Source organism: Bacillus sp. AFS059628 (genome assembly GCF_002571225.1).
In the GTDB taxonomy this organism is placed as follows: Bacteria; Bacillota; Bacilli; order Bacillales; family Bacillaceae_G; genus Bacillus_A.
Map to the genome: position 1 here is coordinate 31,650 of NZ_NVEC01000043.1, position 26,268 is coordinate 57,917.

24 protein-coding genes are annotated in these 26,268 nt (G+C 35.7%); 11 read left to right on the plus strand and 13 right to left on the minus strand.

Translation table 11 applies throughout. The features are described 5' to 3' along the window. Positions 1-88 precede the first annotated feature (88 nt). Positions 89-901, minus strand: coding sequence for an undecaprenyl-diphosphate phosphatase (locus COL05_RS14685; protein ID WP_098669150.1), 813 nt, complete (start codon positions 899-901; stop codon positions 89-91). Positions 902-1,033: 132 nt separating this feature from the next. Further along, positions 1,034-1,978, minus strand: coding sequence for a methyl-accepting chemotaxis protein (locus COL05_RS32445; RefSeq protein WP_098669151.1), 945 nt, complete (start codon positions 1,976-1,978; stop codon positions 1,034-1,036). A 220-nt stretch (positions 1,979-2,198) separates the two neighbouring features. Between COL05_RS32445 and COL05_RS14695 the strand changes: the two genes are divergently transcribed. The 5 genes from COL05_RS14695 (at position 2,199) to COL05_RS14715 (ending at position 6,276) form a co-directional block, all read left to right on the plus strand. Next, the gene (locus tag COL05_RS14695) at positions 2,199-3,470 is read left to right on the plus strand and encodes a 3D domain-containing protein (RefSeq protein WP_098669152.1); all 1,272 of its coding nucleotides are present in this window, start codon (positions 2,199-2,201) and stop codon (positions 3,468-3,470) included. A 112-nt stretch (positions 3,471-3,582) separates the two neighbouring features. Beyond that, complete coding sequence (locus tag COL05_RS14700; RefSeq protein ID WP_061531504.1) at positions 3,583-3,801, plus strand: helix-turn-helix transcriptional regulator; 219 nt, start codon at positions 3,583-3,585, stop codon at positions 3,799-3,801. Then, positions 3,794-4,267 carry a DUF2178 domain-containing protein gene (locus tag COL05_RS14705; protein WP_098669180.1) on the plus strand — a complete coding sequence of 158 codons (474 nt, stop codon included), beginning with the start codon at positions 3,794-3,796 and terminating at the stop codon, positions 4,265-4,267. The genes COL05_RS14700 and COL05_RS14705 overlap by 8 nt, the downstream gene beginning before the upstream one ends. A 116-nt stretch (positions 4,268-4,383) precedes the next feature. Further along, positions 4,384-5,016: a class A sortase gene (locus COL05_RS14710; RefSeq protein WP_048527835.1), complete on the plus strand. Its 633-nt coding sequence runs from the start codon at positions 4,384-4,386 to the stop codon at positions 5,014-5,016. 138 nt (positions 5,017-5,154) lie between these two features. Then, entirely contained in the window at positions 5,155-6,276 is a 1,122-nt protein-coding gene (locus COL05_RS14715; RefSeq protein WP_098669153.1) for a YHYH domain-containing protein, read from the plus strand. A 29-nt stretch (positions 6,277-6,305) separates the two neighbouring features. Here COL05_RS14715 and COL05_RS14720 read toward each other — a convergent pair whose 3' ends face one another. After that, positions 6,306-7,691 carry a peptide MFS transporter gene (locus COL05_RS14720; RefSeq protein WP_000443147.1) on the minus strand — a complete coding sequence of 462 codons (1,386 nt, stop codon included), beginning with the start codon at positions 7,689-7,691 and terminating at the stop codon, positions 6,306-6,308. A 252-nt stretch (positions 7,692-7,943) separates the two neighbouring features. Between COL05_RS14720 and brnQ1 the strand changes: the two genes are divergently transcribed. Both brnQ1 and COL05_RS14730 read left to right on the plus strand, forming a co-directional pair. Then, positions 7,944-9,245, plus strand: coding sequence for a branched-chain amino acid transport system II carrier protein BrnQ1 (gene brnQ1, locus COL05_RS14725; RefSeq protein WP_098669154.1), 1,302 nt, complete (start codon positions 7,944-7,946; stop codon positions 9,243-9,245). Between the two features lie 133 nt (positions 9,246-9,378). Further along, positions 9,379-11,100, plus strand: coding sequence for a DUF2339 domain-containing protein (locus COL05_RS14730; protein ID WP_098669155.1), 1,722 nt, complete (start codon positions 9,379-9,381; stop codon positions 11,098-11,100). 35 nt (positions 11,101-11,135) lie between these two features. Here the strand turns inward: COL05_RS14730 and COL05_RS14735 are convergent, their stop codons facing one another. Further along, a complete protein-coding gene (locus COL05_RS14735) occupies positions 11,136-12,683 on the minus strand; it encodes a DNA-binding protein (protein WP_098669156.1) in 1,548 nt (515 codons plus the stop codon). A gap of 181 nt (positions 12,684-12,864) precedes the next feature. After that, positions 12,865-14,256, minus strand: a complete 1,392-nt coding sequence (locus tag COL05_RS14740; RefSeq protein ID WP_098669157.1) for an amino acid permease — start codon at positions 14,254-14,256, stop codon at positions 12,865-12,867. A gap of 280 nt (positions 14,257-14,536) precedes the next feature. Between COL05_RS14740 and COL05_RS14745 the strand changes: the two genes are divergently transcribed. From COL05_RS14745 to COL05_RS14755, 3 genes are all read left to right on the plus strand, one after another. Next, on the plus strand, positions 14,537-15,829 hold the full coding sequence (locus tag COL05_RS14745; protein WP_098669158.1) for an NCS2 family permease: 1,293 nt from the start codon (positions 14,537-14,539) through the stop codon (positions 15,827-15,829). 290 nt (positions 15,830-16,119) lie between these two features. Further along, complete coding sequence (locus COL05_RS14750) at positions 16,120-16,320, plus strand: helix-turn-helix transcriptional regulator (RefSeq protein ID WP_000301182.1); 201 nt, start codon at positions 16,120-16,122, stop codon at positions 16,318-16,320. Between the two features lie 4 nt (positions 16,321-16,324). Continuing rightward, positions 16,325-16,753, plus strand: coding sequence for a hypothetical protein (locus COL05_RS14755; protein ID WP_098669159.1), 429 nt, complete (start codon positions 16,325-16,327; stop codon positions 16,751-16,753). A 39-nt stretch (positions 16,754-16,792) separates the two neighbouring features. On the opposite strand, the gene COL05_RS14760 is transcribed toward COL05_RS14755, so the two are convergent. The 8 genes from COL05_RS14760 to COL05_RS14795 all read right to left on the minus strand — a co-directional run bounded on the left by COL05_RS14760 (position 16,793) and on the right by COL05_RS14795 (position 25,072). Next, positions 16,793-17,230: a GNAT family N-acetyltransferase gene (locus COL05_RS14760; RefSeq protein WP_098669160.1), complete on the minus strand. Its 438-nt coding sequence runs from the start codon at positions 17,228-17,230 to the stop codon at positions 16,793-16,795. 14 nt (positions 17,231-17,244) lie between these two features. Further along, positions 17,245-17,484: a DUF4022 family protein gene (locus COL05_RS14765; protein ID WP_098669161.1), complete on the minus strand. Its 240-nt coding sequence runs from the start codon at positions 17,482-17,484 to the stop codon at positions 17,245-17,247. A 70-nt stretch (positions 17,485-17,554) separates the two neighbouring features. Beyond that, positions 17,555-19,384, minus strand: a complete 1,830-nt coding sequence (locus COL05_RS14770; RefSeq protein WP_098669162.1) for a monovalent cation:proton antiporter family protein — start codon at positions 19,382-19,384, stop codon at positions 17,555-17,557. 218 nt (positions 19,385-19,602) lie between these two features. Beyond that, the gene (qoxD, locus tag COL05_RS14775; protein WP_000081349.1) at positions 19,603-19,914 is read right to left on the minus strand and encodes a cytochrome aa3 quinol oxidase subunit IV; all 312 of its coding nucleotides are present in this window, start codon (positions 19,912-19,914) and stop codon (positions 19,603-19,605) included. Next, positions 19,915-20,517: a cytochrome aa3 quinol oxidase subunit III gene (qoxC, locus tag COL05_RS14780; protein ID WP_000729317.1), complete on the minus strand. Its 603-nt coding sequence runs from the start codon at positions 20,515-20,517 to the stop codon at positions 19,915-19,917. A 13-nt stretch (positions 20,518-20,530) separates the two neighbouring features. Then, positions 20,531-22,465 carry a cytochrome aa3 quinol oxidase subunit I gene (gene qoxB, locus COL05_RS14785; RefSeq protein ID WP_142337505.1) on the minus strand — a complete coding sequence of 645 codons (1,935 nt, stop codon included), beginning with the start codon at positions 22,463-22,465 and terminating at the stop codon, positions 20,531-20,533. Between the two features lie 33 nt (positions 22,466-22,498). After that, positions 22,499-23,374: a cytochrome aa3 quinol oxidase subunit II gene (locus tag COL05_RS14790; protein WP_098669164.1), complete on the minus strand. Its 876-nt coding sequence runs from the start codon at positions 23,372-23,374 to the stop codon at positions 22,499-22,501. A gap of 282 nt (positions 23,375-23,656) precedes the next feature. Beyond that, on the minus strand, positions 23,657-25,072 hold the full coding sequence (locus COL05_RS14795; protein WP_098669165.1) for an amino acid permease: 1,416 nt from the start codon (positions 25,070-25,072) through the stop codon (positions 23,657-23,659). A 380-nt stretch (positions 25,073-25,452) separates the two neighbouring features. On the opposite strand from COL05_RS14795, the gene COL05_RS14800 reads away from it, so the two are divergent. Next, a complete protein-coding gene (locus tag COL05_RS14800) occupies positions 25,453-26,163 on the plus strand; it encodes a C39 family peptidase (RefSeq protein ID WP_098669166.1) in 711 nt (236 codons plus the stop codon). Positions 26,164-26,268 lie beyond the last annotated feature (105 nt).

The following is a 26,268-nucleotide window of genomic DNA, read 5'->3' on the forward strand; positions in this document are numbered from 1 at the left end:
TACTATTCAGAAAATTTAAAGTAAATGATAGGTTTAACTTCATAGAGTTATAAAAAAACGAGTCGCTTTTTGATTTGTAAGTTTCACCTTATAAGAAAATAAGAGTAAGTACACCTACGATAATGCAATAGAAAGAGAAATATTTTAAATTTCCTTTTGCCATAATGTTCATAAACCATTTTAACGAAATATATGTCATGATAAATGTTGCGATAAAAGCAACGACATATGGTACGAATAGTGTATCTAGATTTGGATCTTTTGCAATGTCTGTAATACTTAGTAATAAGCCACCTAAGCTAACAGGGATATATAGTAGGAATGAGAAACGAAGTGCTGTTTCTTGCTTCATACCAAGTAACATCGCCACTACAATTGTTGCACCTGAGCGGCTTATTCCAGGAATTAGTGCGCAAGCTTGTGCTAATCCGACGATGATTGCATCTTTCATAGAAAGATCGCCATCATTTTTACGTCCACGCAAATTTCTAATAATCCAGAGACCGACAGCGGTAATAAGAAGGGAAATCCCAACCATCTTCACACCTTTTAAGTACTGGTCGATGTAATCCTTAAATAAAACACCAATAACACCTGCTGGAATCGTCGCAACAACAAGATAAATAATAAAGAAGAAATCTGATTTTGCGTCCTCTGCTCTTGTAAAGATATAAGATAGACCATTCTTCGTTAGACGAATTAAGTCCTTTCTATAAATAAGTAACACAGCTAATAATGAAGCTGAATTAACAAGTAGTTCGAAGCTAAACCCTTCTATTTTTAGTCCTAGCAAGTGCTGTGCTAAAACGAGATGCCCGCTTGAAGAAATCGGAATGGGTTCTGTTAGTCCTTGGAACAGACCAAGAATTAAATATTTTAAAATGTAGTGAAATTGTTCCATAATAACCTCCTTGTTTAATAGTCTAAAGAAATAACTTGTCCATTATAACAAAGATACAGATGAATATTGAGAAGAAATAAATATTCGAAATATAATAAAAATCCCTTATAAAAGTATAAGGGATTTTTATTATTAATGAGAAACTACTGTTTCTTCAAGACTTTTTGTTAATTGAACATCGACTTTCTCAGCATCATGAATGTGATTCATAATAGTAGTATTTAACTTTTGGAACATTTGTTGTGTATTAGCAAATTCGCGTAATATATCATCATTACAAGATTTTTGGTTTTCGATAGCTTTAATAACATTGGTAGCACCGTTTTGTAACGTTTGAATCATAATTAAAATATTTTCGATTCTAGCATTTGTATCGGCACTCATTTCTACACCTTCATCGACTAAATGTAAATTATCTTTTGTATTATCGTATGCTTTTTCAATTTCTTCTTGAATTTTTTTCGTTAAGTTGCCGATGTTTTTTGTACTTTCCGCTGTACTTTCTGCTAGTTTTCTTACTTCATTAGCAACGACAGCGAATCCTTTACCGTGCTCTCCAGCACGCGCAGCTTCAATACTCGCATTTAAAGCAAGTAAATTTGTTTGTGCTGCAATGTTTTGAATGACTTCTACAATTTGCTCGATTTCTTTTGAACGTTCACTTAAATGATTCATACTGTTAGACGTACGCTGAGATTGTTCACCTAATTTGTTAATTACAATAAGTAAACGGTGAACAGATTCTTTACCTTCATTAGAACAGTCAATAATTTCTTCAATAGATTGAATTAAACTTTGTTCTTTTTGTAACATTTCGTTGTTCAATTCATTGGAATGTGTCGTGCGCATTGAAACATTTTCGAAACATGAGTTTAATTGTTGAACTAAATTTTGAAGTGTATGGTGCTGGCTATTTACAAGTTTATGCTCTTGAACAACGCTTTGTACACGATCGTGGATAGAAGAAATAGTCTCTTGTTGTTCGATATCCTTTTGTTTTAATTCTGCTTCTAGTTCTTGTATACGACTTTCTAATTGATCAATTTTATGTTGGAGTGATTTCTTTTGAGTAAACATATATTTATTTCAACCGCCTTTAGAAGTTATATTTTCTCTATATTTGGATTTTAGCATCTTTTATAATTTTTAAATATAGGAATTGTTAAATATTTAAGAATCTATTACATTTTATGCATAATTCCCTTTTTTTCGTCATGAAAAATAAACTGTATTTAATGGTATTGTAAACAAACTGTAAAATAAATCATGTATAACTGTATAAGAAGGGAGTCGGATTATGAACTATTTTAAGCGAATCAGTAGTCTAGTATTAGCAGGAATTATAGGTCTTTCTAGTACAGTCGCTGTTAAAGCAGAGTCAAACGACGAGAAACTTAACAACATGCAACAGCAATTGCAGCAAAACGATGCAGAAATGCAAAAGAAAGAGCAAGAGAAGCAAGCTGTTAGTAAAGAAATTCAAGGTATCGAAAACGAACTACATAATTTAAATAATACAATTGCAAAAAATAAAGAGGATCAAGCTGCTATTCAACGTAAAATCGATGAAACACATAAGCAGATTGAGCAAAAAAAGAACGAAATTGTCGTTTTAGAGGATAAAGTCCTTGCTCGTAAAGATATTATGAGAAAACGTATGGTTTCTGTTCAAAACAGTTCAAATACGAGTTTAGTAGTAGAAGTTGTAGTAGAGTCAAAGAACTTTGCAGACTTCTTACAACGTATGAACGCAGTTTCTACTATTTTAGAAGCTGATAAAGAAATTTTACGTCTACAAGAACAAGATCTTCGTCAAATTGAAGAAGATAAGAAAACAATTGATGAAAAAGAAGCATCTTTAGTAGTAGACAAACAAAAATTAGCAAAAGCACAAGCTGAGTTGCAAGATAACTTGAAAAAACGTCAAGCTAACTTACAAACAGTTCAAGATAAATATAATCAGGTTGCAAGCCAACTTAATTTAGCTGCAGAAGAAAAAGCTAAAATCGAATCAAACATGAAGGCAGTACAAGAAACGATTGCTCGTGAGCAAGAAGCAGCAAGAATTGCAGCGGAAGAGCGTGCAAAAGCAGAAGCGGCTGCAAAAGCAGAGCAAGAAGCTTTAGCGAAAGCACAAGCAGAAATTGCTGAAAAGCAAAAGCAAGCAAAAGCTAGTAAACCAGCTGAACCAGTTGCTAATAATAATTCGAAGGTAGAACCTGCACAACCTGAACCACCTTCTAAGCCAACTGCTGGTGGGAAAGAAATTTATGTAGAAGCTACAGCTTATACAGCGGATCCAGCGGAAAATGGTTATGCACCAGGTCAACAAGTATTTTCTGCATGGGGACACTATAACTTAACTGCAAACCCAGGAATGAAATTAATTGCTGTAGATCCAAATGTTATCCCATTAGGTAAGACTGTAAATGTTGAAGGTTATGGAGTAGCAATTGCAGCCGATACTGGTGGAGCTATTAAGGGGCATAGAATTGATGTTTTAATGCCAGATAAAGGTTCATCAAGTAGCTGGGGCAGAAGAACAGTTAAAGTTACAATTTTAAACTAACATGTAATCCAACTTTACAATACGTAAAGTTGGATTTTTTTATGAAACTAATGTTAAGTAGAGTTTACATTTTGTTAAGGTTAGCATACAATATAAATGAGAGGTGGTAAATTTGACCATTTTAAATAGAGTGAAGGAATTAAGAGCTCGGTTTAATTTTTCGCAAAGTGTATTAGCAGAAAAGGTTGGAGTGACGAGACAAACGATTGCTGCAATTGAAAAAGGGGATTATGTTCCTTCATTATTATTAGCGCTTATGATTTGCGATGTATTTCAGTTAAAGATGGAAGATGTGTTTGTTTTAAATAAGGAGGGGGAGAATGATGAATAAAATTGCTGTTTCTTATATTGTAAATGTGCTGAGATTTGTGATTGTTTGTTGGGCATTTATTGAACTCTATTATGCTTGGATAGAGCTGGCAAATATTATTGAAACTGAGAAATTTCCATTTGAAGTAACAATCAATATGATACCATTAGGATTGTTAACAATTGTAGCTATTATAACGACGATTTTTTATAAAGTTCAAAAGAAGAAACATAAAGCACTTTCTTATTGGATGTACCCATTACTCTTTCCACAAGAAGATGAGCGGGAAAAAGAAATCACACAAAAGGCATGCCGAACAACATTTATTTCATTTTGGTACGGAGTAGTTATTGCTATTGGATTTTTAACACTTTCTCCTGTAGCCAATATATATATTCCTGGATATCCGTTATATATTTTATTTTTCATGCTTTTTGTTCAAATGACAGTCTTTTATGTATCATTGTACAGAAATAAATTAGTCTAAAAAGAAACCTTCTTGCATCGGCAAGAAGGTTTCTTTTTAGCTTATACTTGTACATATAGCAATATTATCTTATCATTTTATATAGAGTAAGATTTTGTATGGGAAAGGAATTGTATATGAATAAGCAAAGAATTTATAGTATAGTAGCAATCCTTCTATTTGTTGTAGGTGGTGTGTTAATCGGAAAGCCATTTTATGATGGATATCAGGCTGAAAAGAAACAGACTGAAAATGTGCAGGCTGTTCAAAAGATGGATTATGAAAAACATGAGACGGAATTTGTAGATGCTTCGAAAATTAATCAGCCAGACTTGGCAGAAGTGGCGAATGCATCATTAGATAAGAAACAAGTAATTGGGCGTATTTCGATCCCGAGTGTTTCATTAGAACTTCCTGTTTTAAAATCTTCTACTGAGAAAAATCTATTATCTGGTGCAGCGACAGTAAAAGAAAATCAAGTAATGGGAAAAGGGAACTATGCATTAGCAGGACATAACATGTCTAAAAAAGGTGTTTTATTTAGTGATGTAGCCTCTTTAAAAAAAGGCGACAAAATTTATTTGTATGATAATGAAAACGAATATGAATATGCGGTTACTGGTGTATCTGAAGTAACTCCTGATAAGTGGGAAGTTGTTGAGGATCATGGGAAAGATGAAATAACGCTTATTACATGTGTATCTGTGAAGGATAATTCTAAGCGTTACGTTGTTGCTGGTGATTTAGTAGGAACGAAGGCGAAGAAATAAAAAAGAAGGTCAACTCTCTAAGAGTTGACCTTCTTTTTTACTAATGTTGAGAAATAATAGAATATTTTAGTTGGTATTTATGTATTTTTCTATTTATGTATAATAAAGTTAGAATTCAAGATTTTGGGAGGAACAAGAGTGAAACAACAGGTGAAGAAACTTCTTTTAACAACAAGTGTAGCGTTATTGATAGCTCCAATTTCAGCCTATGCGCATCCAGGACGTACAGATGCTAATGGGGGACATACGTGTCGTACAAATTGTGAAAAATGGGGATTGCAGTACGGGGAATATCATTATCACAATAAACCAGCTTCTAGTAGTGGTGCAACGAGTCCAGCTCCTAGTCAAAATAATAATGGTGCTGTAGAAGCTGAAAGACAAGCGGAAGCGCAGCGCAATGCTGAGGCTGAAAAACAACGTGCCGCAGAGGCGCAGCGTAAAGCTGAAGAAGAGAGACAGCGTGTAGCGGAGGAACAAAGAAAGGCAGAGGAAGAGAGACAACGTGTAGCTGAAGAGCAAAGAAAAGCAGAAGAGGCACGTAAGCGAGAGGAAGCACAGCATCAAGCTGATATGGAAAAAGGGCAGCTTGAGGGACAAAAAAGTGGAGAGACTGATTTTAAAGCAGGGAAAAATGATGCGGAATCACATTTAGCTGGAAAATCAGATACATATAAAGAAGCATTTAAAACAGCTTATACTGCATCTTGGTCTTTAGAAGAGCAAAAGAAAATGCATTTTGAAAAAGGAAAAGAGCAAGGTTTAGCGCAAGAGACGATGGAAGATAGTCAAATTGCTCCAGAGTTTAAGCAGAACTTTGCAGAAGGTTTCCAAGTAGGGAATAAAGAAAGAACAGAAAAAATTGAAAAAGAGCAAGCTGAACTAGGGGAAAAGGCAGGTAAGGAACTAGCTGGAAAGAACCCTGGAAATAGAGAGCAAGATGTGTACGTAAAGGCGTATGAAACAGCTTATGAAAAGGGTTATAAGTCTACAAAAAAAGCAGTAGAAAAGGCTGGCTATAAGTATGCATTTGAAAACTATGATTTGAAAGTTCCTGCTAAGTATGAAAAAAATGAATCGTTAAAGAAATGGTTTATTGAAGGATTTAAATCAAATAAAAAAGCAGCAGAAATTAGAGAAGAAGGATATAAAAAAGGAGACAGTTGGCTTGCATTCTTCTATAAGAATTTTGTGCCAAGTGAATATAAAGAACATAAAGAGCTGTACGAACAAGCGATAGAAAAAGGTAAGAATGCATAAAAAAGATGAGGGAAATCCCTCATCTTTTTTTAATCCATCCATTTCACTAATTTTTTAGAAATTAATAATAAAACACAACCTAATACAATTGCTACAGCTCCTATTACGGTAAATACTTCAGCATATCCAAGTGAAGTTGTGAAGCTTGCAAGTTGTCCGCCTAAAATGTTGGCGATTCCTGAGCTTGCTAACCATACTCCCATTAATAAAGAAGCAAGTTTTACCGGAGCAAGTGCACTAACCATTGAAAGTCCAACAGGTGATAGGAATAGCTCACCTAACGTGTGGAAAAGATACGTAAAGACGATAAATAGTAGGTTTGCTTTTTCTGTAATGTTATGTTCATCACTACCAGTTTTTAATGTAGCGATAACGAGAATGATATAACCGATACCGAGCAAGATCATACCAAGTCCCATTTTAGTTGGGATTTTTAAATCCCCGCGCTTGCGAGTTGCAAGTTTTGCCCATAATGCTGAAATGACTGGAGCGAGTAAAATAATAAATAATGGATTGACCGATTGGAACCAAGATGTTGGAACTTCCCATCCGAACACAGAGCGGTCTACAAATTTGTTTGTATATAATGTTAATGAGCTACCAGCTTGTTCGAAGCCAGCCCAGAAGAAGACAACGAAGCATGTTAAAATGACGATAACTGCAGTACGTTGTTTTTCTTTTTTTGTTAACGGTGTATCTCCTACTGATGGTTGTCCATCTGTTGTTTGTAAATCGCGAGTTGGTTTTTTACCGATATCACCAAGGAAGCGATTTGATAATGTTGTAAATAAAATTTGTCCAATGATCATTCCGATTGAAGCGGCTAAGAAACCGTAACGGAATCCGTAATGTACAACGCCATCAACCGTTGTTTTGAATAAATTTTCTGATAAAAATCCGCAAACGAGTGGAGCTAAAAATGATCCGACGTTAATACCCATATAGAAAATGGTAAATGCACTATCACGTTTTGGATCGTTCTCTTCGTATAATTCCCCAACCAGTGTAGAGATGTTCGGTTTGAAGAATCCGTTACCGATAATAATAAGCGCTAATCCGAGGTATAGGCCGACTTGGTTTTGCAAGGCAAATAGTGTAAGGTTACCGATTGCCATTGTTATACCACCAATTGTGATCGCTTTTCGTCTACCTAGGAACCGGTCTGTTAAGTATCCACCAATCATTGGTGTGAAATAACAGGCTCCAGTATAAAATCCGTAAATGGAGAGTGCCCATGCAGGACTAAACCCAAGACCACCGCTTACTAAAGCTGTCGTTAAATATAATGTTAATAATCCTCGTAATCCATAGTAACTAAATCTTTCCCACATTTCTGTAAAGAAGAGTAAGTATAAACCTGGAGGATGTTTCTTTTTTCTTTGTTGTTCTCTTTCTAGTTGTATCGCTGATTCCATGTTATTTTCCTCCTGACACAAACAAAAACAAAGTTAATAATTTTGTACATTTAATATTTTACCTTATTAACTATTATAAGTCAATAAAGGTTGATTTTTCAGAAGAAATTGGAAAAGGGATATAGCTATAGAATGAGTGTTTCTTTTATGTTAGACTATGGACTATGTTTTCTTTGTAAAGAAGCGGTTTATTGCACTTTTTTATATGTGAAATTGATTTCATGAAAGATGAAATTAAAGAAGGAGAAAGAAATGAAATTGTTACAGAAAAAAGAAATTTTACTTATTAGTCTTATGTTATTCTCGATGTTCTTTGGAGCGGGGAATCTTATATTTCCACCTTTCCTTGGTTATGAAGCAGGAGAACATGTGTGGATTTCATTAGTAGGGTTTATTATATCAGCAACAGGTCTTCCGATATTGGGAGTTATTGCGATTGCAAAAGCAGGAAGTTTTCAAGCGCTAGCGGGTAGGGTTCATTCCTCATTCGCCATTATTTTTCCGTGTATCGTGTATGTATTCATTGGACCAGGACTTGGTATACCACGTGCAGGAAGCTTAGCTTTTGAAATGGGGCCAGGTCAGTTCCTCCCGGAAGCGGGAAGCGTAGTGTTATTATGTTATACGGTTCTTTTCTTTAGTATTGTGTACTGGTTAAGTTTATCGCCATCTAAATTAATGGGATTGTTCGGAAAGGTTTTAACACCGTTATTATTAGGTATGATTGCCCTTATCTTTATAAAGAGCATGTTTACATCGGTAGGCAATGTAAAAGAGGCTGCTGGAAACTATGGACAAGCTCCTATGTTCCAAGGGTTTTTAGATGGGTATTTAACCATGGATGCATTAGCAGCTTTAATTTTTGGGATTGTTATTGCAAATGCTCTTCGTGCAAAAGGTATTGAAGATGATAAAGGGTTAGCGAAATATATGAGTATTGCTGGAATTGGAGCAGGACTATTATTATCTATTATTTATGTCATACTTGGATATGTTGGTTCAATGAGTGGATCATTAGGGACATTTGATAATGGAGCGAAAGTGTTAGCACAAGTGATGACTACATTATTTGGACAAGGCGGAGTCGTTTTATTAGGACTTATTTTTACAATCGCGTGTTTATGTGTTTCAATCGGACTTGTTACATCTTGTAGCCAATTTTTCGCAAGTGTATTTCCGAAAGTGGCGTATAAAGTTTGGGCATGTATATTAAGTTTTATTAGTATGATTTTAGCTAATTTAGGATTAACACAAATTTTAAAAGTATCAGTACCGATTCTTGGATTTATTTATCCAGTTGCATTAACGCTTATTATTTTAGGGCTATTCCATAAGTATATTGGGAAGTATGCATATGTATATGCAGTAACTGTTGGGATTGTAGCAGCATTTAGTGCGATCGATATTTTCAATAAAAATGTGATGATGAATCAGTGGACATCAGTATTGAAATACATTCCGTTTTATACAGAAGGTGTTGGATGGATTGTTCCAGCTATTATAGGTGTTTGTATTGGTGTTATCGTGAGTAGTGTGTTCCATAAGAAGAAATAAGTAAGAGGTGTTTTCCTATTCTGGAGAACACCTTTCTTTTTTGGAAAAATGGTATTGAAAATGAATAGACTAAGAGTATGATAAAGATAATTGGTAATATATAGATTTCGAATGAATGGTGAGGGGGGAGTGTATGAAGGAAGATTTAAATAAGAAAATAGAAGCACTCGAGACAGCAATTGAAACGATGCAAGAAGCACTTTTTGAATTGAAAGCAAAACAAAAAGAAATAGAAGTGAAAAATGTTCAGCAACGTGTTAGTAAGGAAAAGAAAGAATATATTGAAACGGTAACGGAAGAAAAACGAAAAGAAGAAGTAGCTACAATAAAAGAGCTTGTGCAAGAACGTGAGGTAAAACAAGTGGATATATCTGCTTTTAAGCCGGAACCATTTAATATTATTAAGTTTTGCCAAACGTGGTTACCACGCATATTTGTCGGTATTATGTTGCTTGGAGTAATCTGGTTATTTAAAGCAGGGGTAGATGCTGGATTATTAACACCAGCAATACGAATTGTGTTCGGTATTGTCCTATCAATCGGTTTTTATTATATAGGGGATATTCAAATTAAACGAGAGCGGCAAGTGTTAGGATTAGTATTAGCAGGAGGAAGTATAACGGGTATAGTTTTAACGACATTTGCGGCACATTATTTATATGGCTTTATTCCAGCAAGTGTTGCATTTGTGTGTAATATTGCATGGGTCATTTTAGGGATTTATGTAGCGAAGAGGTATCAATCAGAGTATCTTACTATCTTCGTAGCGGTAGGAGCCTTCTTCGTGCCATTCTTATTAAATAGTACGACTCCTAATCCGTATATTTTCTTTGGATATGAGACGATATTAACGCTTAGCTTATTATGGTATGCGCTGAAAAATCGTTATCAGTATTTATATATGATTTCTTATGCTGTTGCTGCGATTGTCCTTTTTGTCTTCTTTGCTATTATGTCAATGTTAGTAAAGGATTTACAAGTACAGCTAACAGTTGTGTATGGTTTAATTCACTTACTATTATTTTGGCATATGTTTACGGAGAGAAGTTTTATAGTAGAGCCACGCTTGGCGATATTTAGTGCGAATGCAGTCTTCTTTATATTAGCCATTTCAAAAATACCTGAATTTACAACATGGGGATTAATGATAAGTGCACTCGTGCACGCTATTATGTTCGTGTTTGAATATAGAAAGAATAGACATTCTGCATTTACAAATCTTTTATTTGGTTTCGCAATGGGGGCATTTAGTTTAGCAATTTTATATGAGTATAGTTTAGTGAATGCAGCGATTGTATTATTATTACAAGGTTTCCTCGGTATGTTTACTTCTATTAAAGGAAAACAACAAATAAAATTGTATGTTAGTGCGACGATTTATGCGATTGGAATGATACAGACTATTTTTAGTCCATTTGATTATTTCCTTTCAGCTGGGTGTGTTGCTCATATTATTTTAATAGGTACATTTTATTACTGCATGAAACAAGCGAAAGATGTGTTAAAGAGTTTTGGAAAATACGTTTATTCTATAGCGCTCTATTGGTTTATGGTTATCGTATTTATTGCAATTACTAGAGTTGGTGAAGTGCTCTCTACAGATGGAAGTATAATAAGCGTATCAGTATCCTTATTATGGATGGTATATGCATTATTTGCAGTTTGGCTTGGACGGAATAAACATATGAATGAAATCTTGTATGCTGGATTAGTCGTGTTAGTCGTAACGATAGGGAAGTTATTCCTTCTAGACTTACCAGAAGTATCGATGATGATTAGGGCAGTGTTATTCTTAATCGTAGGAAGTATAGGTATCGTTATTTCAAGAATGTTTTTCTCAAAAGAAGAGAAGTGAGAAGAAGGCAATCCATATCCGGATTGCCTTTTTCATTACTTCTTATTAATCGTTACAGTTTCATTATATTTCGCTGTTGTATTTTGGCGTAGACGAAGTGTTGCTTGTCCAGTCGTATTTGGATCGATTTGTACGTTCACAATTTTCTCAGCAGAACCTAAGCTGTTTGTTGTGAAAGAGAATGTACTACTATATCCGAAAGTAGATGGCCAAGTACCATTTGTATTTTGAACTTTTGCTACTTGTGTACCGCCAGTAGTGAATATACCTAAAGAGTAATTATCGTATGTTGTGTTCGGTAATAAGTTATTTACTTGAATTTTCATTTGGAACACTTCATTGTTTGGTAGAGTGCTAGGGTGTGTAACTACGTAGTCGTTTGCTGTTACAGCACCGTTATAACCGTATGAACCTGGTTTGAAAGTGTTTGTATTAAACCATTGATAACCTGCATTTGGCGCACTCCAAGGTTCAGGTTGTGGCTCAGTTGATAAGCTTGGTTGTTCAAATGTTTGTAAAGTAGTAGGTAAATCAAGTTGTAAACCATTTACTTGATCTAAACTTGTAAATGTTTCTTTATTCGATAGCCAATTTACGATGTTTTCTAGTAAGATAGCATCGTTTTCTTCTTTATATCCATCGTAAGTTTTCTTTGTTTGACCAGAATCTTCACGAACGTATTTTGGCGATGCATCTTCAACAGGAGAAGAATCCCCGATAAAGGCAGCTTTTCCAAGTCCTACTTTAGCAATAGCAGCATAAGGACCCTCTGCAACACCACCGCCGTTATAAACACCGCTATCAACAGCGTTATTCCATTTTGACGGGTTTTCTGGAAGGTAAACAAGTCCTTTTGCTAGTTTTGGATTTGTAATTGCTAGAGTTGAACCAGCGTGCATTGCTACAGATGAAACACCTTTTGTAATTCCAAACGATTGTTCAGGTGACACAATATTTTTAGCGGAAACATCACCGATTGCATTGTAACGGAAGCGAATACCGAAGTTGTCAGATAGCCAATCAGAGCTTTCTACTCCTTGCATAGCTTGTGAGTTTACTTCCTCAGTAGACATTCCTTTTGCAGGATTATCCCAAGCGCCGCGTCTATATCCATTAAATACTTCAGAAGAGTCCCAGCGATTTTTATTGCGATCTGCATTATAATGATCGGCAATGAAGAAGATACTGCCGCCATTTTTCACGTATTGTAACATAGCATCTTGTTCAGATTTTTTGTAAGGAATATTTGCTTCTGGAACGATAAACACATTGTAGTCTTTTAAATCTTCGTATGTAATTGGTGTTGATTTACGTAGTTCTTTTACATGATAGCCGTTTTGGGCAATGCCGTTTCCGAAATCAGAAAAGCCACCATCAATAACCCAGTCAGCGGTCCCAGCAGTTTGACCGTGTGTATTATCGAATAATACTTTTTTCCCATTGTTTTGATTTACAACTTTTGCAGCAATTTCAGGAGCTGGGTCTACAGAGCTTTCTGCATAAGTAGACGGTATGAACGAAGTCCCTATACTTAGTGTAATTGCTGTTGCTAAAGAAAATGTAATCCATTTTTTATTCTTCATAGAAGAATCCCCCTAATAATAAATATATGTGCTTTAATAATGTAATTTATTTTTCTGTAAAAATAAAGACGGAAAACATAAAAAATATTAAAAATTTGTAAAAATAACGTGAATTTTGTTGAGAAATATTTATAGAGAGTTAAAAACATTCCTTCCAAGTAATAAGGAAGGGATGTTTTGTTTAACTAATTTTTGAATTAGGTGTTTCATCAATTTTATGAAAACCTTTCATGTAATACACGACAGCTAAACCAATAAGCCAAATTGGTCCTACAATTAATGCAATTCTTGTATCTTCTGAATACGCCATTATACTTAATACGAGTGCAAGGAAAGCGAGTGAGAAATATGAACTTAATGGGTATAAAGGCATTTTATACGATAATTTTTGTTTGTTTTGCGTAGGCAAACTTTTACGGAACTTAATTTGAGCGACTAATATAATACCCCAAGTCCAAATTGCCCCGAAAGTTGAAATACTAGTGAGCCATGTAAATACTTTTGCGGGCACAAGATAGTTTAATATAACACCGAAGAGTAAAACGATAGCTGTTGCTATAATTCCTTGACTTGGAATGCCATTTTTATTTAAACGACCGAATCTTTCAGGAGCTTTTTTCTGCTGAGCTAATGTATACAGCATACGGCCTGTACTAAATAAACCACCATTACAAGAAGAAAGAGCTGCTGTTAATACGACAAAGTTAATAATTCCTGCTGCTTTTGCAATACCGATTTGCTGGAATGTTAATACGAATGGACTGCCTTTCTCACCAAGTTCGTTCCATGGATAAATTGCCATCATAACAAATAGAGCCCCAACGTAGAACAGTAATATTCTCCAAAATACATTATCGATTGCTTTTGCGATTGTTTTTTTCGGGTTTTGCGCTTCACCCGCTGTAACGCCGATTAGTTCAACACCTAAATAAGCGAATAACACCATTTGCATAGAGAGTAGTAGTCCAGAAAAGCCATTTGGGAACCAGCCACCATGTGACCAAAGATTTGAAATACCGGTAGCAATACCGCCGTTTCCGAATCCGAATAAAATAATCCCAGCTCCAACTACTATCATACAGATAATTGTGACAATTTTAATAAGAGCAAACCAAAATTCAAGTTCTCCAAATACTTTTACAGATAAGAAGTTGAAAGCACTCATTAATAATAGAGCGAGTAAAGCCCAAGTCCAGCGCGGGATATCCGGGAACCAGTATTGCATGTAAATGCCAGCTGCTGTAATTTCAGCCATACAAGTAACAACCCATAAGAACCAGTAGTTCCAACCGGTAATGTAGCCAGCTAGTGGTCCAAGGTAATCATAAGCATATTTACTAAAAGAACCAGCAACAGGTTGTTCAATCGCCATTTCTCCGAGTGCTCGCATAATGAAAAAAATAACGAGTCCAGCAATCATATAACCTAGTAGAATAGAAGGACCAGCTAGTTTAATAGCAGAAGCAGATCCTAAAAATAGTCCAACGCCAATAGCTGAACCGAGTGACATTAAAGTAATATGTCGTTCTTTTAAACCACGATTTAAAGTTCCAGATTTGTTTGTGTGCTGCATAAGAAGAATCCCCCTTGTAGAGTGAACGATATTTGAATGCGTTTACTAAATATTTAACTATTTCAAATTATAAAACATTTCTATCTGTTATGCTACAAAAATAATCAGTATTAACTGTACTACATCTGTGCTTGTCAGACTTAAACTTAAAATTCGAACTATTATTGAATATATTGACTCTTCTTTTTAGTGATTGTTAAGATTAAGTATTATATTTTCTCACATACTAGTAAGAAAAGAATGTGTGATAATAATTCAGATGTAGGAAGGGTACATAACCATGTTTCAATTACAAAAATATAACACTTCTGTGAAGCAAGAGCTTTTAGCTGGCATCACAACTTTTTTTACATTTGCGTATATTCTTGTCATCAATCCGAAAATATTATCTGATGCAGGTGTACCATTTGATCAAGCTTTTACGGCAACTATTATTGCGACTGTTGTAGGGACGCTATGTATGGCGTTTTTAGCTAACTATCCAATTGTTATTGCTCCAGCTATGGGAATGAATGCGTATTTTGCTTATTCTGTTGTTCAACAGGCAGAGGGGATTACATATGTCATTGCGTTTTCAGCAGTATTTGTAACAGGTATCATTTTTCTTTTATTATCTTTCACTTCATTTAGGCAAAAGCTAATCGTCGCAATTCCTGACAGTTTAAAACATGCAATTGCAGGTGGGATTGGGTTATTTATTGCTTTTATTGGATTACGTCTATCTGGAATTATCGTTGATCATCCATCTAACTTAGTTACGATTGGTGACTTCCATTCTCCAGCCGTTATTTTAACTTTAATTGGTTTAATATTAGCGGCGGTATTAATGGCATTACGTGTGAGCGGTGCATTATTTATTAGTATGATTGTGACAGGAATTATAGCCTTCTTTACCGGGCAACTGAAGTTTACGGATAAAATTGTTGCGATGCCTCATTTACCAGAGGGAATTATCGTTTCAAATCCAATCAACGCCTTTTCAGATGTAATTGAATACGGATTATACGGTGTTGTATTTTCATTTTTACTTGTACTGTTATTTGATACAACAGGTGCATTACTCGGTTTAATTAAACAAGCAGGTTTAATTACAGATAATACAGAGAAGCGTTTTGGTAAAGCGTTTATTGCGGATGCAATTGGTGGGACTACAGGCTCTATCTTTGGAACAAGCCCAACAGCAGCGACGATTGAATCGTCAGCTGGTATTGCTGCGGGTGGTAAAACAGGATTAACAGGTATTGTAGTAGTCGGTCTAACGATTATAACGGCATTCTTCAGCCCTGTCATTGCTTCTTTATCAAGCGTAGCCGCTATTACAGCTCCTTCATTAATTATTGTAGGTAGTTTAATGGCGCAAAGTCTTCGTGATATTAATTGGAATGAATTTGATGATGCGTTACCAGCATTTTTAATTTTCGTTGGTATTCCGTTAACGTCTAGTATTGCGAATGGAATTGCAATTGGATTTCTAGTGTATCCAGTCTTAAAAATTGTGAAGGGGAAAGGGATGGAAGTACATCCGCTACTCTACTTATTTACAATTTTATTTGGATGTCATTTATTCTTATAATACAGATATAAGAGAGGGGGCTTCTTATGAGAGGCCCCTTTTTTGTGTATAATAAAGTGAAACTATAATCAGTGGGGGTTCTGTTCATCCACCACTGATTATCAGCCCTCACCAATCGGGCTTTTATGGGCAGTTTGACTCTCTCTGGATATCTGGTTATTAGCTTAATTATTAGGAGGGAGTCTTAATGCCCGTTAATGCGGGGTAAAGTGAAACTATAATCAATTACGCAAAATATAAATTACTTAATGGAATATATATGTTACAATATAAATAGAGGAGGAACATGAATGGCTGTAAGTAAAATAAAAGTCGCGCGTGTTCAGTTAGATTTAACACAGCAACAATTAGCAGAAAAAGTAGGCGTTACAAGGCAAACGATTAGTTTAATTGAGAAGGGGAAATACAACCCATCTTTAGATTTATGTTTGAAAATTTGTTATGCAGTAGATAAAACTTTGAATGATTTATTTTGGGAGGAAAAGGAGTGAGAGGATGAGAATCATGAAAGATGAACGCTTAATGATTGAGGGGCTAAAACATATTAGACTCGTTTTCATCTTACAAAATATTGTCATACTAGGTATTGTTTTTTATCGCTACGTTTTGCAAGGTGCAGGCTATGAAAGTGTTTCGGATTTGTTAATGGTATTTATGTGCGGGATAGTAGTTATAAACTTTTTAAACCTGAAAAATTCAGTGGAAGTGTATGAGCATACGGGCGGAGTATCACGTAGTTATTTTATGAAGTTATTATTTATTCCGGTAGGTATTATTATTGGGATTTTAGCCATTTGTATCGTTGTAACACCGGATATTTCGATGAAGGAAATTAGTATGACAGGCCTTATTATGTTTGCTTGTTTTTTAGTGCCTAGTTTGTTTATATACATATATATAAAGAGAATAAAAAGTGAAGATTGAAACATAAGAAAAGCTTTCCCGTATTGCGGAAAGCTTTTTTTATATTCTTTTATATAGTACTTTATGAAGACCAATCGGTTCAATTTCAAAGATCTCACCATGTTCCTGGAAGCCTAAGCGTTTGTAATAGTCAGCTACAGTAATTCGCCCATTACACCATAATATATTTGCTTGACGCTCTTGCAAGACTTGTATCGCCTTCTGAATTAAGGAGCTTCCAGCACGGTTGTTTCGAAATTCAGGTAATGTTGCCATTCCTCGTAGACGATAATGAATACCCGTTGGTAAGTCGGGATATATTTCTTTTGAGAAGGAAGCGATACTAATTAGTTCATCGTTTATAAATGCGCCTAAGTGGAAGGTGTCTGTTTCATAATCGGAAGGATATTTACAATCTGCTAATGTTTGACTCGGGCGCAAAATTTTTTGACGTAATACGTAAGTTTCAGATCCCTCAATATTTTTCACGGTAATCATATTAACATCCTTTCTTATAAGGCTTTTTCTGTTAATTGTATAAAGAAATAGGCAGGTGCGGCGAGAAGTCCGAGTATGCTAGCAGTTCCGAGAAGGAGTGAAAGTAGGAGGCAAGAATATTTTATTCCATTCGATTTTTTCCATCCGTAACTACAAATCTCAATACTAACACCGATGAGAATAATGGCAACGAGTATTTCTGCTAATAATAAAAGAGCTAAAGTTACAATAGACATAATGTGATCCACCCTCATAATATGTGATAGTTACATTTTACCATATGAGATGGAAAAAAATGCCCCTCAATTATGTGAGGGGCATTTTCTATTCTAATATGCTTTTTAGTGTATCGATATGTTCTTTTGAACCTGTTACAAGTAATGTATCACCGTGCTGTAGTCTCGTATCACCATGTGGAATCAATGCTTTATTCCCACGATAAATTTGAATGACTAGTACATCACCTAAAAAAGGAAGGCGGCGAAGTGCCACGCCGTTATATTTATTGCTTCGTAGTTCAACTTCGCGGACCGTTTCGTTAGCTGTTGTAATTAAGCGAACGAGACTCGGTTTATCAATAAGTGCACGTAATAGAATACGTGTAGAGTTAATTGTTGAGAATACAGCGATATGTTCTTGCGTTGCTTTTTCTTGTAGAAGAGGATCTTCTACACTTGCAATAACATGTTCAACACCTAGTTCTTTTGCGTGTTCTGCTAATAATAAGTTTTGCTCATCATCACTTGTTGCAACAACAACGCGGTCTGCGTTAAATGCTGTTTGTTCAGTTAATGATGCGATTGTGATGTCATCTAATTTTACGATAGGGAAGTCATGTGATTTTGCTTCCTCATCATTTATTTTATTTTGACGCATCATATAAAGCGTTACGTCATAATCTTCTCGTTTTAAATCAAGTGATAACGGAAGGGTAATTCTGCTCGCGCCAATAATAGAAACCTTTGGTTTTGGTGTTTCCACTTTTGGGAACATCTTTTTAAATAATATAGGTGCAAAAATACAAGTAATAACTGCGCTTAAAATAAGTGAAGCAGATAAACTTGGACTGATAATCCCTAGTTTTTCACCAATTTGTGCAGCTGCAATAACTAAAGAAAGTGTCGATGTTAATAAGATGGCACTTCCTAGTACGATATTCCGTGGATACCATTTGTGTAAAACAAGTGATGGTAACAGCTTTGAAATAAAGAGTCCTACAATTAAAATTGGGATCATTAGCATGCTAGAAGGTTCTTTGAAAATAGACCAAACCTCTAAATTTACACCAACCATTACGAAGAAAATAGGAATGAAGAAACCATATCCAATGGAATCCAGTTTTTCAACCATATCTTCATTTGGTGATAATAATGATACGAGTACTCCTGCTAAGAAGGCACCTAAAATATTTTCAGCTCCAACAGATTCAGATAACCCAACTAATATTAAGATGAGTGCAAAAACAGCTCGTGTATCAATTTGTACACTACCAGCTTTTAAGTTATCTAAGTATGGAATGTTTTTAAAGCGTTTTGCAACGAAGTAAATAACAATACCAGCGCCGAATAGAAGAAGAAGGAGCCACATGCTTTGACCGCTTTCGGAATTTAATCCGACGAATACAGCGAGTAAAATCATTGTAACTAAATCTGCAATAACAGCGACTAATAAAATGATTTGTCCAATCGCCGTTTTTCCTAAGTTATTCTCTTTTAATGTTGGTACGACAACACCTAAAGAAATAGTTGAAATAATTAAAGTCATGAACAGTGCATTATCTACAAATCCTAGCCATACGAATAGTAATGATAGGGCATAAGATAAGATGAAAATAAAGAAGAAGATAATACTTGCTGCTTGAAACGTGTTCGGTTCGTTTGTCGTATTCTTTTTCCCTTTTTGTTTAAAGATAGAAAAATCAATTTCTAAACCGCTTAAAAACATAAGGAAGATAAATCCTAGTGTTGATAAGACTTGAAGCCACATATCTGGCTCGATAATATTAAACCCACTTTTACCTACAAAGATTCCTGCGATGATTTCTGCAACCACGACAGGAAGTGCTTTTAATTTAAAGCGTTGTAACAAAAGGGGAACGAAAAACGCGATTGCAACGACAACCATAAGTGATAGAACAGAAGTGTGATGTTCCATTGCGTTCTCTCCCTTCAAATAAATATAGTACTTATTTAGCCATATAATAGGTAGAAAAGCAACGCATATGGATTCGATTTCATAAAGAAAGAGTTTTCTTAACATTTGTCATAATAAGTATATTTTTCATGATCCTGTTGTTAATTCCGTAATGTGGATGTAATAGGGGAAGTAATAAAAAAGACTGCTGAGATTTCTCAGCAGTCTTTTCATGTACATTACATTGAGAAGAAGATCCATACAGTTAAACCAACTGTTGCAGTTGCAACGAAGAAACTGTATATCATAGTAAGAATTTGAACTCTTCCTTCTCCTTCTTTTAAGTGCATGAACATGATTAATTGTAACAACGCTTGCGCAACAGCCATTATGATAATAGTTGTTAAGATCGTTGAAAGTGGCAGGTTTGTGTAAAGTGCCACGTATAGAGCTAGAAACGTTAGTGCAAGCGATAAAATAAATCCGAAAACGTGTGACCAAGGGAATCCGCTATGCGCGTGCCCGTTTGCTTGGTTGTTATTTTGACTCATTTACGCCACCATCCCGTTCAAGTAAACTAGTGTGTAAATAAATACCCAAACAAGATCAAGGAAATGCCAGTATAAGCTGATAATGAATACTTTACGAGCTGTAACTGGTGTTAAACCTCGTTTTAAAATTTGGATAATAACACAAATCGCCCAAATGATACCGCCTGTTACGTGGGCTCCGTGCGTTCCAAGAAGAACGAAGAATCCAGATAAGAAAGCACTTGTTTGAATTGTCGCGCCTTCACCAATATACATAATGAACTCTTCGATTTCGAAGAATAGGAAACCTGCACCTAAAAGTAATGTAAGGACGAACCATCCAAGCATTGCTTTTTGGTTGTGCTTACGCATTTCGTGAATTACGATACCACATGTGAAACTACTTGTTAAAAGTAGTAGTGTTTGAATTAAAAGCGTTTTAAGTTCAAACAGTTGTGCTGGTGTTGGGCCATCTGCCGTACGACCAGCAAGTACTAGATAAGAGGCGAAAAGTGTTGCGAACAGCATAATTTCAGCCCCAAGAAAAATCCAGAATCCTAGGATATTCAATCTGCTTTGCTCGGATTGATATTCCAAAGGTAAGCTTTTGTCTAAAGCCGCCATATCATTTCACCTCTCATGCTACATGTTCTGATTTTTTAATTTCATCAACACTAATATAGTAACCGTCATCGTAATCGAATGAACGATAGATTAAGCAAGCTAAAATACCAATGCCGCCGATTGCTGCAAGCCAGAACCAGCTAAATACTAATGCGAAACCTGCAAGACCGAAGAATCCAGACGCAATAATAGGCACACCAGAGTTACTTGGCATGTGAATTGGTTTGATATCTTCTGCTGCTGGTGTAACTGTTTCTCCGCGTTTTTTCATGTACCAGAAAGCATCCGCTTCTTTGATTTCAGGAAGTTTCGCGAAGTTGTAATGTTGTACAGGAGATTGAGTTGCCCATTCAAGTGTACGGCCGTCCCATGGATCTCCAGTTGTGTCACGTTCACCGTGACGAGCACTCCAAATTACATTGTAGCAAAGAAGTAGGAAGCCGATACCCATCATTACCGCACCAACAGATGCGATTTGGTTTAGCCATCCCCATCCAAGACTTTCAGAGTAAGTGTACATACGACGAGTCATACCGTCTAAACCTAAGAAGTACATTGGGAAGAAACAGATGTTGAATCCGCTCATGAAGATCCAGAATGTCCATTTACCTAGGCGTTCATTTAACATATGACCAGTCATTTTTGGATACCAGAATGTGAATCCAGCAAGCATAGCGAATACTGTACCTGCGATTAATACGTAGTGGAAGTGAGCGATTAGGAAGTAGCTGTTATGGTACTGATAATCAGCTGCTGCCATACCAAGCATAACCCCTGTAACCCCACCGACTACGAAGTTTGGAATAAATGCCAATGACCAAAGCATTGGAACTGTAAAACGAATACGTCCTTTATACAGTGTAAACAACCAGTTAAAGATCTTAACACCGGTTGGAATCGAAATCGCCATTGTCGAAATCGAGAAGAATGAGTTAACCGCTGGACCTGCACCCATCGTGAAGAAGTGGTGAAGCCATACGACGAAACTTAGTAAAGAAATTGCAACCATTGAGTATACCATCGCACTGTAACCGAATAGACGTTTACGTGAGAATGTACTAATGATTTCAGAGAAAATACCGAATGCCGGTAAAATAACGATATATACTTCAGGGTGACCCCATACCCAGAATAGGTTGGCCCATAACATTGGCATACCGCCGCTCGCCATCGTAAAGAAGTGAGCATCGAATAGACGGTCAAATGTCATTAATGCAAGAGCAACTGTTAATACTGGGAAAGCGAAAATAATGATAATCGTTGTAATTAAGATTGACCAAGTAAACATTGGCATTCTCATTAAAGTCATACCAGGTGTACGCATTTTTAAGATAGTAACAAGGAAGTTAATACCTGTCATTAACGTACCGAGACCTGAAATCTGTAATGCAATTGCGTAGTAGTTATTTCCTACACCAGAAGTAAACTCTGTACCTGCCATTGGGAAGTAAGAAGTCCACCCAGCGTCTGGAGAACCACCGATTACGAAAGCGATGTTGAATAACATTGCTCCGACAAAGAATAACCAGAAACTTAAAGCATTTAAGAACGGATATGCAACGTCACGAGCACCAATTTGTAATGGTACTACAAGGTTCATTAATCCCATAACGAATGGCATCGCCATGAAAAGAATCATAACTGTACCGTGTGTTGTGAAGATTCCGTTATAGTGTTCAGCGTTTAAATAAGTTGTTTCTGGGAATGTTAACTGTGCACGGATCATTAAACCGTCCATACCACCACGGAATAACATAATAACCGCAGAGATAATATACATGGCCCCAATCTTTTTATGGTCAACAGTTGTTAACCATTCGTCCCAAAGCCATTTCCATTTTTTATACTTTGTTAGTACGAAAATGATTGCTAATGTCACAAGAACGATAGAAGCGTCTGCACCGTAAATAATCGGGTCACCTGTGACAAAGAATTCATCAAGCTTCACTGTGTTCACTCCAATCTGTTGGAATTATAGCTATTATTTTTTGTTTTTGTAGTAGTTGTAATCACAATATTCAAGTGATTTTGGATCAACATAACTTAAGTGGTGACTAGAGAATGTCATACGACCAACTACACCAGGTTTAACAATTTCGTTGTACTTATCTTCTGTTAGTTTAGGAGCAGTTTGTTGTACTTCTTTAACCCACTTGTCATACTTCTCTTTAGTTTTTGCTTCAACTTCGAACTCCATGTGAGTGAATCCTTCACCAGAGAAGTTCGCGCTACGGCCTAGGTAAGAACCTGGCTTATCAGCTTGTAAATAAAGGTCCATAATCATGCCATCCATAGTGTACTTCATACCACCAAGTTCTGGTACCCAGAAAGCATTCATTGGGCCGACAGAAGTCAGTTTGAATTGAATTGGTACACCAGCTGGGATGTTTAAATAGTTAACGGTTTCAATTTTTTCCTCTGGGTAACTGAATAACCATTTCCAGTTTGCAGATGTAACATAAATCTCCACTGGTTTAATATGTTCGGACTCTTTCGGAACCTCTTCCGAAGCATAAGTTGCTTTTACTGTTGGAATCGATAATGCGATAACGATAATAACAGGAACAAGCGTCCAAATGATTTCTAATAATGTGTTACCGTGTTGTTCAGGTGGCTCATAGTCCATATTCTCTGGTTTTTCACGATAACGAATCAAGATGACTGTAAACAAGATGAATACAATTGCGATAATTAATGACATAAGCAAGAATGACCAAACAATTAAATCATACTGTGCTTTTGCAACAGGTCCTTGCGGATTTAATACTGCGAGTTTTTTATCACAGCCACCGAGGAACAGAAGTAATGATAACGGAAGAAGCGAAGCCAACTTCCAAAACGCTTTCTTTAGTTGCACGATTGAAAATCTCCTTTCTCCTTGGATTGAAACTATGCCAATAAAACAATATAAACCTATTAATTTATAGAAGGCAATAGTTTTTGAGATATTGTTAAAAAATAGACACAAATGCACACTTTTTAAGGTGAATATCATTTGTAACTTGATTACATTGTAAACTATTTTCCAGAGAAAAATGCGATTGTGAAAATTTTAAGATAAATAAAGTTATACCAGGATACCCAAGAAATAGAAAAAAGCTATCTTATTATAAGAAAGATAGCTGAATATTTTGTATATTTAGTTTACTTCTTCTTTTAGACTTATTTGTTGTTCAAATGTGACAACTTTTTTATATTTAACTCGGTATAAAATGTAACAAATGATCATAAATGGAATACCGCAATAAAGAGCAATTCTCTGATCTGGAATGAAAGCTAAACTTACAAATGTAATGAAATTGAGTGAGAATGCTACGATTGGAACTAATGGATAAAGTGGTGTGCGATATTTTAAATCATTAATGTCTCCGCCGTTTTTCAAGAAGTTTCTACGGAAGAAAAACTGTGAAGCTGCGATTGACATCCAAACTACGACAGCGGCCATAGCTGCAATAGATGTTAAAACTAAAAAGACAGTATCTGCTGCAAATATACTTGTTAATAGAGATAAGCTCGCGAAAATGAGACTGAAAATTAATGCGTTCAGTGGCACACCTTTTTTCGTTAACTTCGTAAAAGCTGGACTTGCCATTCCTTGTTTTGCCATCGCCCAAAGCATACGTGAATTTGCGTATAGACCAGAGTTGGCTACGGATAATACAGCTGTAATAATAACAAAGTTCATAATGTCTGCTGCATATGGAACACCAGCTACATCAAATACAAGTACAAATGGACTTTCGACTAGATTAGCCTCTTGCCACGGGAGTAAACCTACAACAACTGATATGGCTAGGACGAAGAAGAATAGCGTTCGCCAAATGGTATTTTTGATTGCTTTTGGAATAGTTTTTTCAGGATTTTCACTTTCTCCTGAAGCGATTCCGATTAATTCTGTTCCTTGGAAAGAATAATTCACTGTAATCATCGTAAGAAGAACAGCCAATGCACCGTTTGGAAATAATCCGCCATTTTCAGTGAAATTGTGAAGCATTGGAGCTGGTTTTCCGTTAAAGTCTAGTAGGCCAAACATAACTGCACCACCGAGTACGATGAAAATAACGATGGTTGCGACTTTTACACTAGCGAACCAAAATTCTGCTTCTGCATACGCTTTTGCTGATAGAGCGTTTACAAGAAAGAGTGCTGCCGCAAATGTAACACACCAAATCCACGAAGAAACATCTGGAAACCAGCGTTTCATTAAAATACTTACAGTTGTTAACTCTACTCCAACTGTAACAGCCCAATTCAACCAATACATCCAACCGACAACAAAACCAAAACCAGGTGAAATAAATTTGCTTGCATAGCTTTGGAATGAACCTGCTTCTGGCATAGCAACGGATAATTCACCAAGACATAACATCGTTAAATACATAACAAATCCACCGACTAAAAATGCAAGAATAGCACCACCAGGACCGGCGTTATGGACGATTTGACCTGATCCCATAAATAGGCCCGTTCCAATCACTCCACCAAGTGCGATCATAAATAGGTGTCTACTTTTCATTGTTCGTTTTAAATCTGTTTGTTCTACTTGTTGATTCATATGCCCCTCACCCCGTTATTTTTTGTATGTATGAACTAATTTTCATTCCGAGTTTTTAATCATTAGTGGGGGATGTGACACATACTCGGTTTATTTATTATGAAATGAATGGAGTATGTAAAAATGTGAACTATGACTAAATACTCTAAGAATGTTTTTGTTAATAAGGTGATATCTTCACCATGTTAATTATTTTGATTTTAGCAAAAATATTCAGAAAAGTATATTGTTTTTTCTTTTTATTAAAAATAATTAGAATTTTCTCGATAGTAAAAGTGTGAACAATGATTCACAGAATCTTGCTAGCAAACTAGTAAGAAGCAAGGTACAATGATAGGAGGTATATCTGTAAAATAATAATTAATGGAGTTTTGTTTAAAATGAAAAAGTTAAAATATCTTTTTGTTTTTGGAATTATATTTGCTGCCGCGTTCTTTATAGGGAAAGATAAGATTATACAAAAGGCACAAGTGCTACGCTTAGATTTTCTATCTGAAATGAAAGAAGCGGCTATGATTGAAAATGTTCCGTTTATAAAGCAGTTACCAGAATTACCTCGTGGATGTGAAGTGACAAGCTTAGCTATGTTGCTACAATATAAAGGTGTACAAGTAGATAAGATGCAACTTGCTAGTGAAATTCATCGAGTTCCATTTGAACAAGATGGTTTGCGTGGAAATCCTTATGAGGGATTTGTTGGAAATATTTATACGAAAGCTGAACAAGGATATGGTGTATACAATAAACCAATCTTTAATTTAGCAGAAAAATATGTTCCTGAAAAAGTAATTAATTTAACAGATAGAGACGTGAATAATCTATATAAGGTAATTAGTTCTGGTTCTCCAGTATGGGTTATTATTAATACAACGTTTAAGCCGCTAGCTGAAAGTAGTTTTGAAACATGGAAAACAAGTTCTGGTGAAGTGAAAATTACATATTTTGAGCATAGTGTAGTAGTGGTTGGATACGATCAAAACTTTGTGTATGTAAATGATCCTCTAAAAAACAATCCGCGTTTCGCTGTTCCACGAGCAGAGTTTGAGAAAGCGTGGGAGCAAATGGGGAAACAAGCGATTACTATTTTGTAATAATAAAAAGTCATCTTTTTGAGGGCTTTTTATTTTTGAATGTTTATAACGGAAAATTCAGAATATTCTTTTAAAACTTAACAATTCACGTTATAATAACATTTA

What these genes read in the sequence shown, in the direction of transcription:
- COL05_RS14685 (WP_098669150.1), bottom strand. Translation starts at nt 901, where the DNA reads ATGGAACAATTTCACTACATTTTAAAATATTTAATTCTTGGTCTGTTC.
- COL05_RS32445 (WP_098669151.1), bottom strand. Translation starts at nt 1,978, where the DNA reads ATGTTTACTCAAAAGAAATCACTCCAACATAAAATTGATCAATTAGAA.
- COL05_RS14695 (WP_098669152.1), top strand. Translation starts at nt 2,199, where the DNA reads ATGAACTATTTTAAGCGAATCAGTAGTCTAGTATTAGCAGGAATTATA.
- COL05_RS14705 (WP_098669180.1), top strand. Translation starts at nt 3,794, where the DNA reads ATGAATAAAATTGCTGTTTCTTATATTGTAAATGTGCTGAGATTTGTG.
- COL05_RS14710 (WP_048527835.1), top strand. Translation starts at nt 4,384, where the DNA reads ATGAATAAGCAAAGAATTTATAGTATAGTAGCAATCCTTCTATTTGTT.
- COL05_RS14720 (WP_000443147.1), bottom strand. Translation starts at nt 7,691, where the DNA reads ATGGAATCAGCGATACAACTAGAAAGAGAACAACAAAGAAAAAAGAAA.
- brnQ1 (WP_098669154.1), top strand. Translation starts at nt 7,944, where the DNA reads ATGAAATTGTTACAGAAAAAAGAAATTTTACTTATTAGTCTTATGTTA.
- COL05_RS14730 (WP_098669155.1), top strand. Translation starts at nt 9,379, where the DNA reads ATGAAGGAAGATTTAAATAAGAAAATAGAAGCACTCGAGACAGCAATT.
- COL05_RS14735 (WP_098669156.1), bottom strand. Translation starts at nt 12,683, where the DNA reads ATGAAGAATAAAAAATGGATTACATTTTCTTTAGCAACAGCAATTACA.
- COL05_RS14740 (WP_098669157.1), bottom strand. Translation starts at nt 14,256, where the DNA reads ATGCAGCACACAAACAAATCTGGAACTTTAAATCGTGGTTTAAAAGAA.
- COL05_RS14745 (WP_098669158.1), top strand. Translation starts at nt 14,537, where the DNA reads ATGTTTCAATTACAAAAATATAACACTTCTGTGAAGCAAGAGCTTTTA.
- COL05_RS14750 (WP_000301182.1), top strand. Translation starts at nt 16,120, where the DNA reads ATGGCTGTAAGTAAAATAAAAGTCGCGCGTGTTCAGTTAGATTTAACA.
- COL05_RS14755 (WP_098669159.1), top strand. Translation starts at nt 16,325, where the DNA reads ATGAGAATCATGAAAGATGAACGCTTAATGATTGAGGGGCTAAAACAT.
- COL05_RS14760 (WP_098669160.1), bottom strand. Translation starts at nt 17,230, where the DNA reads ATGATTACCGTGAAAAATATTGAGGGATCTGAAACTTACGTATTACGT.
- COL05_RS14765 (WP_098669161.1), bottom strand. Translation starts at nt 17,484, where the DNA reads ATGAGGGTGGATCACATTATGTCTATTGTAACTTTAGCTCTTTTATTA.
- COL05_RS14770 (WP_098669162.1), bottom strand. Translation starts at nt 19,384, where the DNA reads ATGGAACATCACACTTCTGTTCTATCACTTATGGTTGTCGTTGCAATC.
- qoxD (WP_000081349.1), bottom strand. Translation starts at nt 19,914, where the DNA reads ATGAGTCAAAATAACAACCAAGCAAACGGGCACGCGCATAGCGGATTC.
- qoxC (WP_000729317.1), bottom strand. Translation starts at nt 20,517, where the DNA reads ATGGCGGCTTTAGACAAAAGCTTACCTTTGGAATATCAATCCGAGCAA.
- COL05_RS14795 (WP_098669165.1), bottom strand. Translation starts at nt 25,072, where the DNA reads ATGAATCAACAAGTAGAACAAACAGATTTAAAACGAACAATGAAAAGT.
- COL05_RS14800 (WP_098669166.1), top strand. Translation starts at nt 25,453, where the DNA reads ATGAAAAAGTTAAAATATCTTTTTGTTTTTGGAATTATATTTGCTGCC.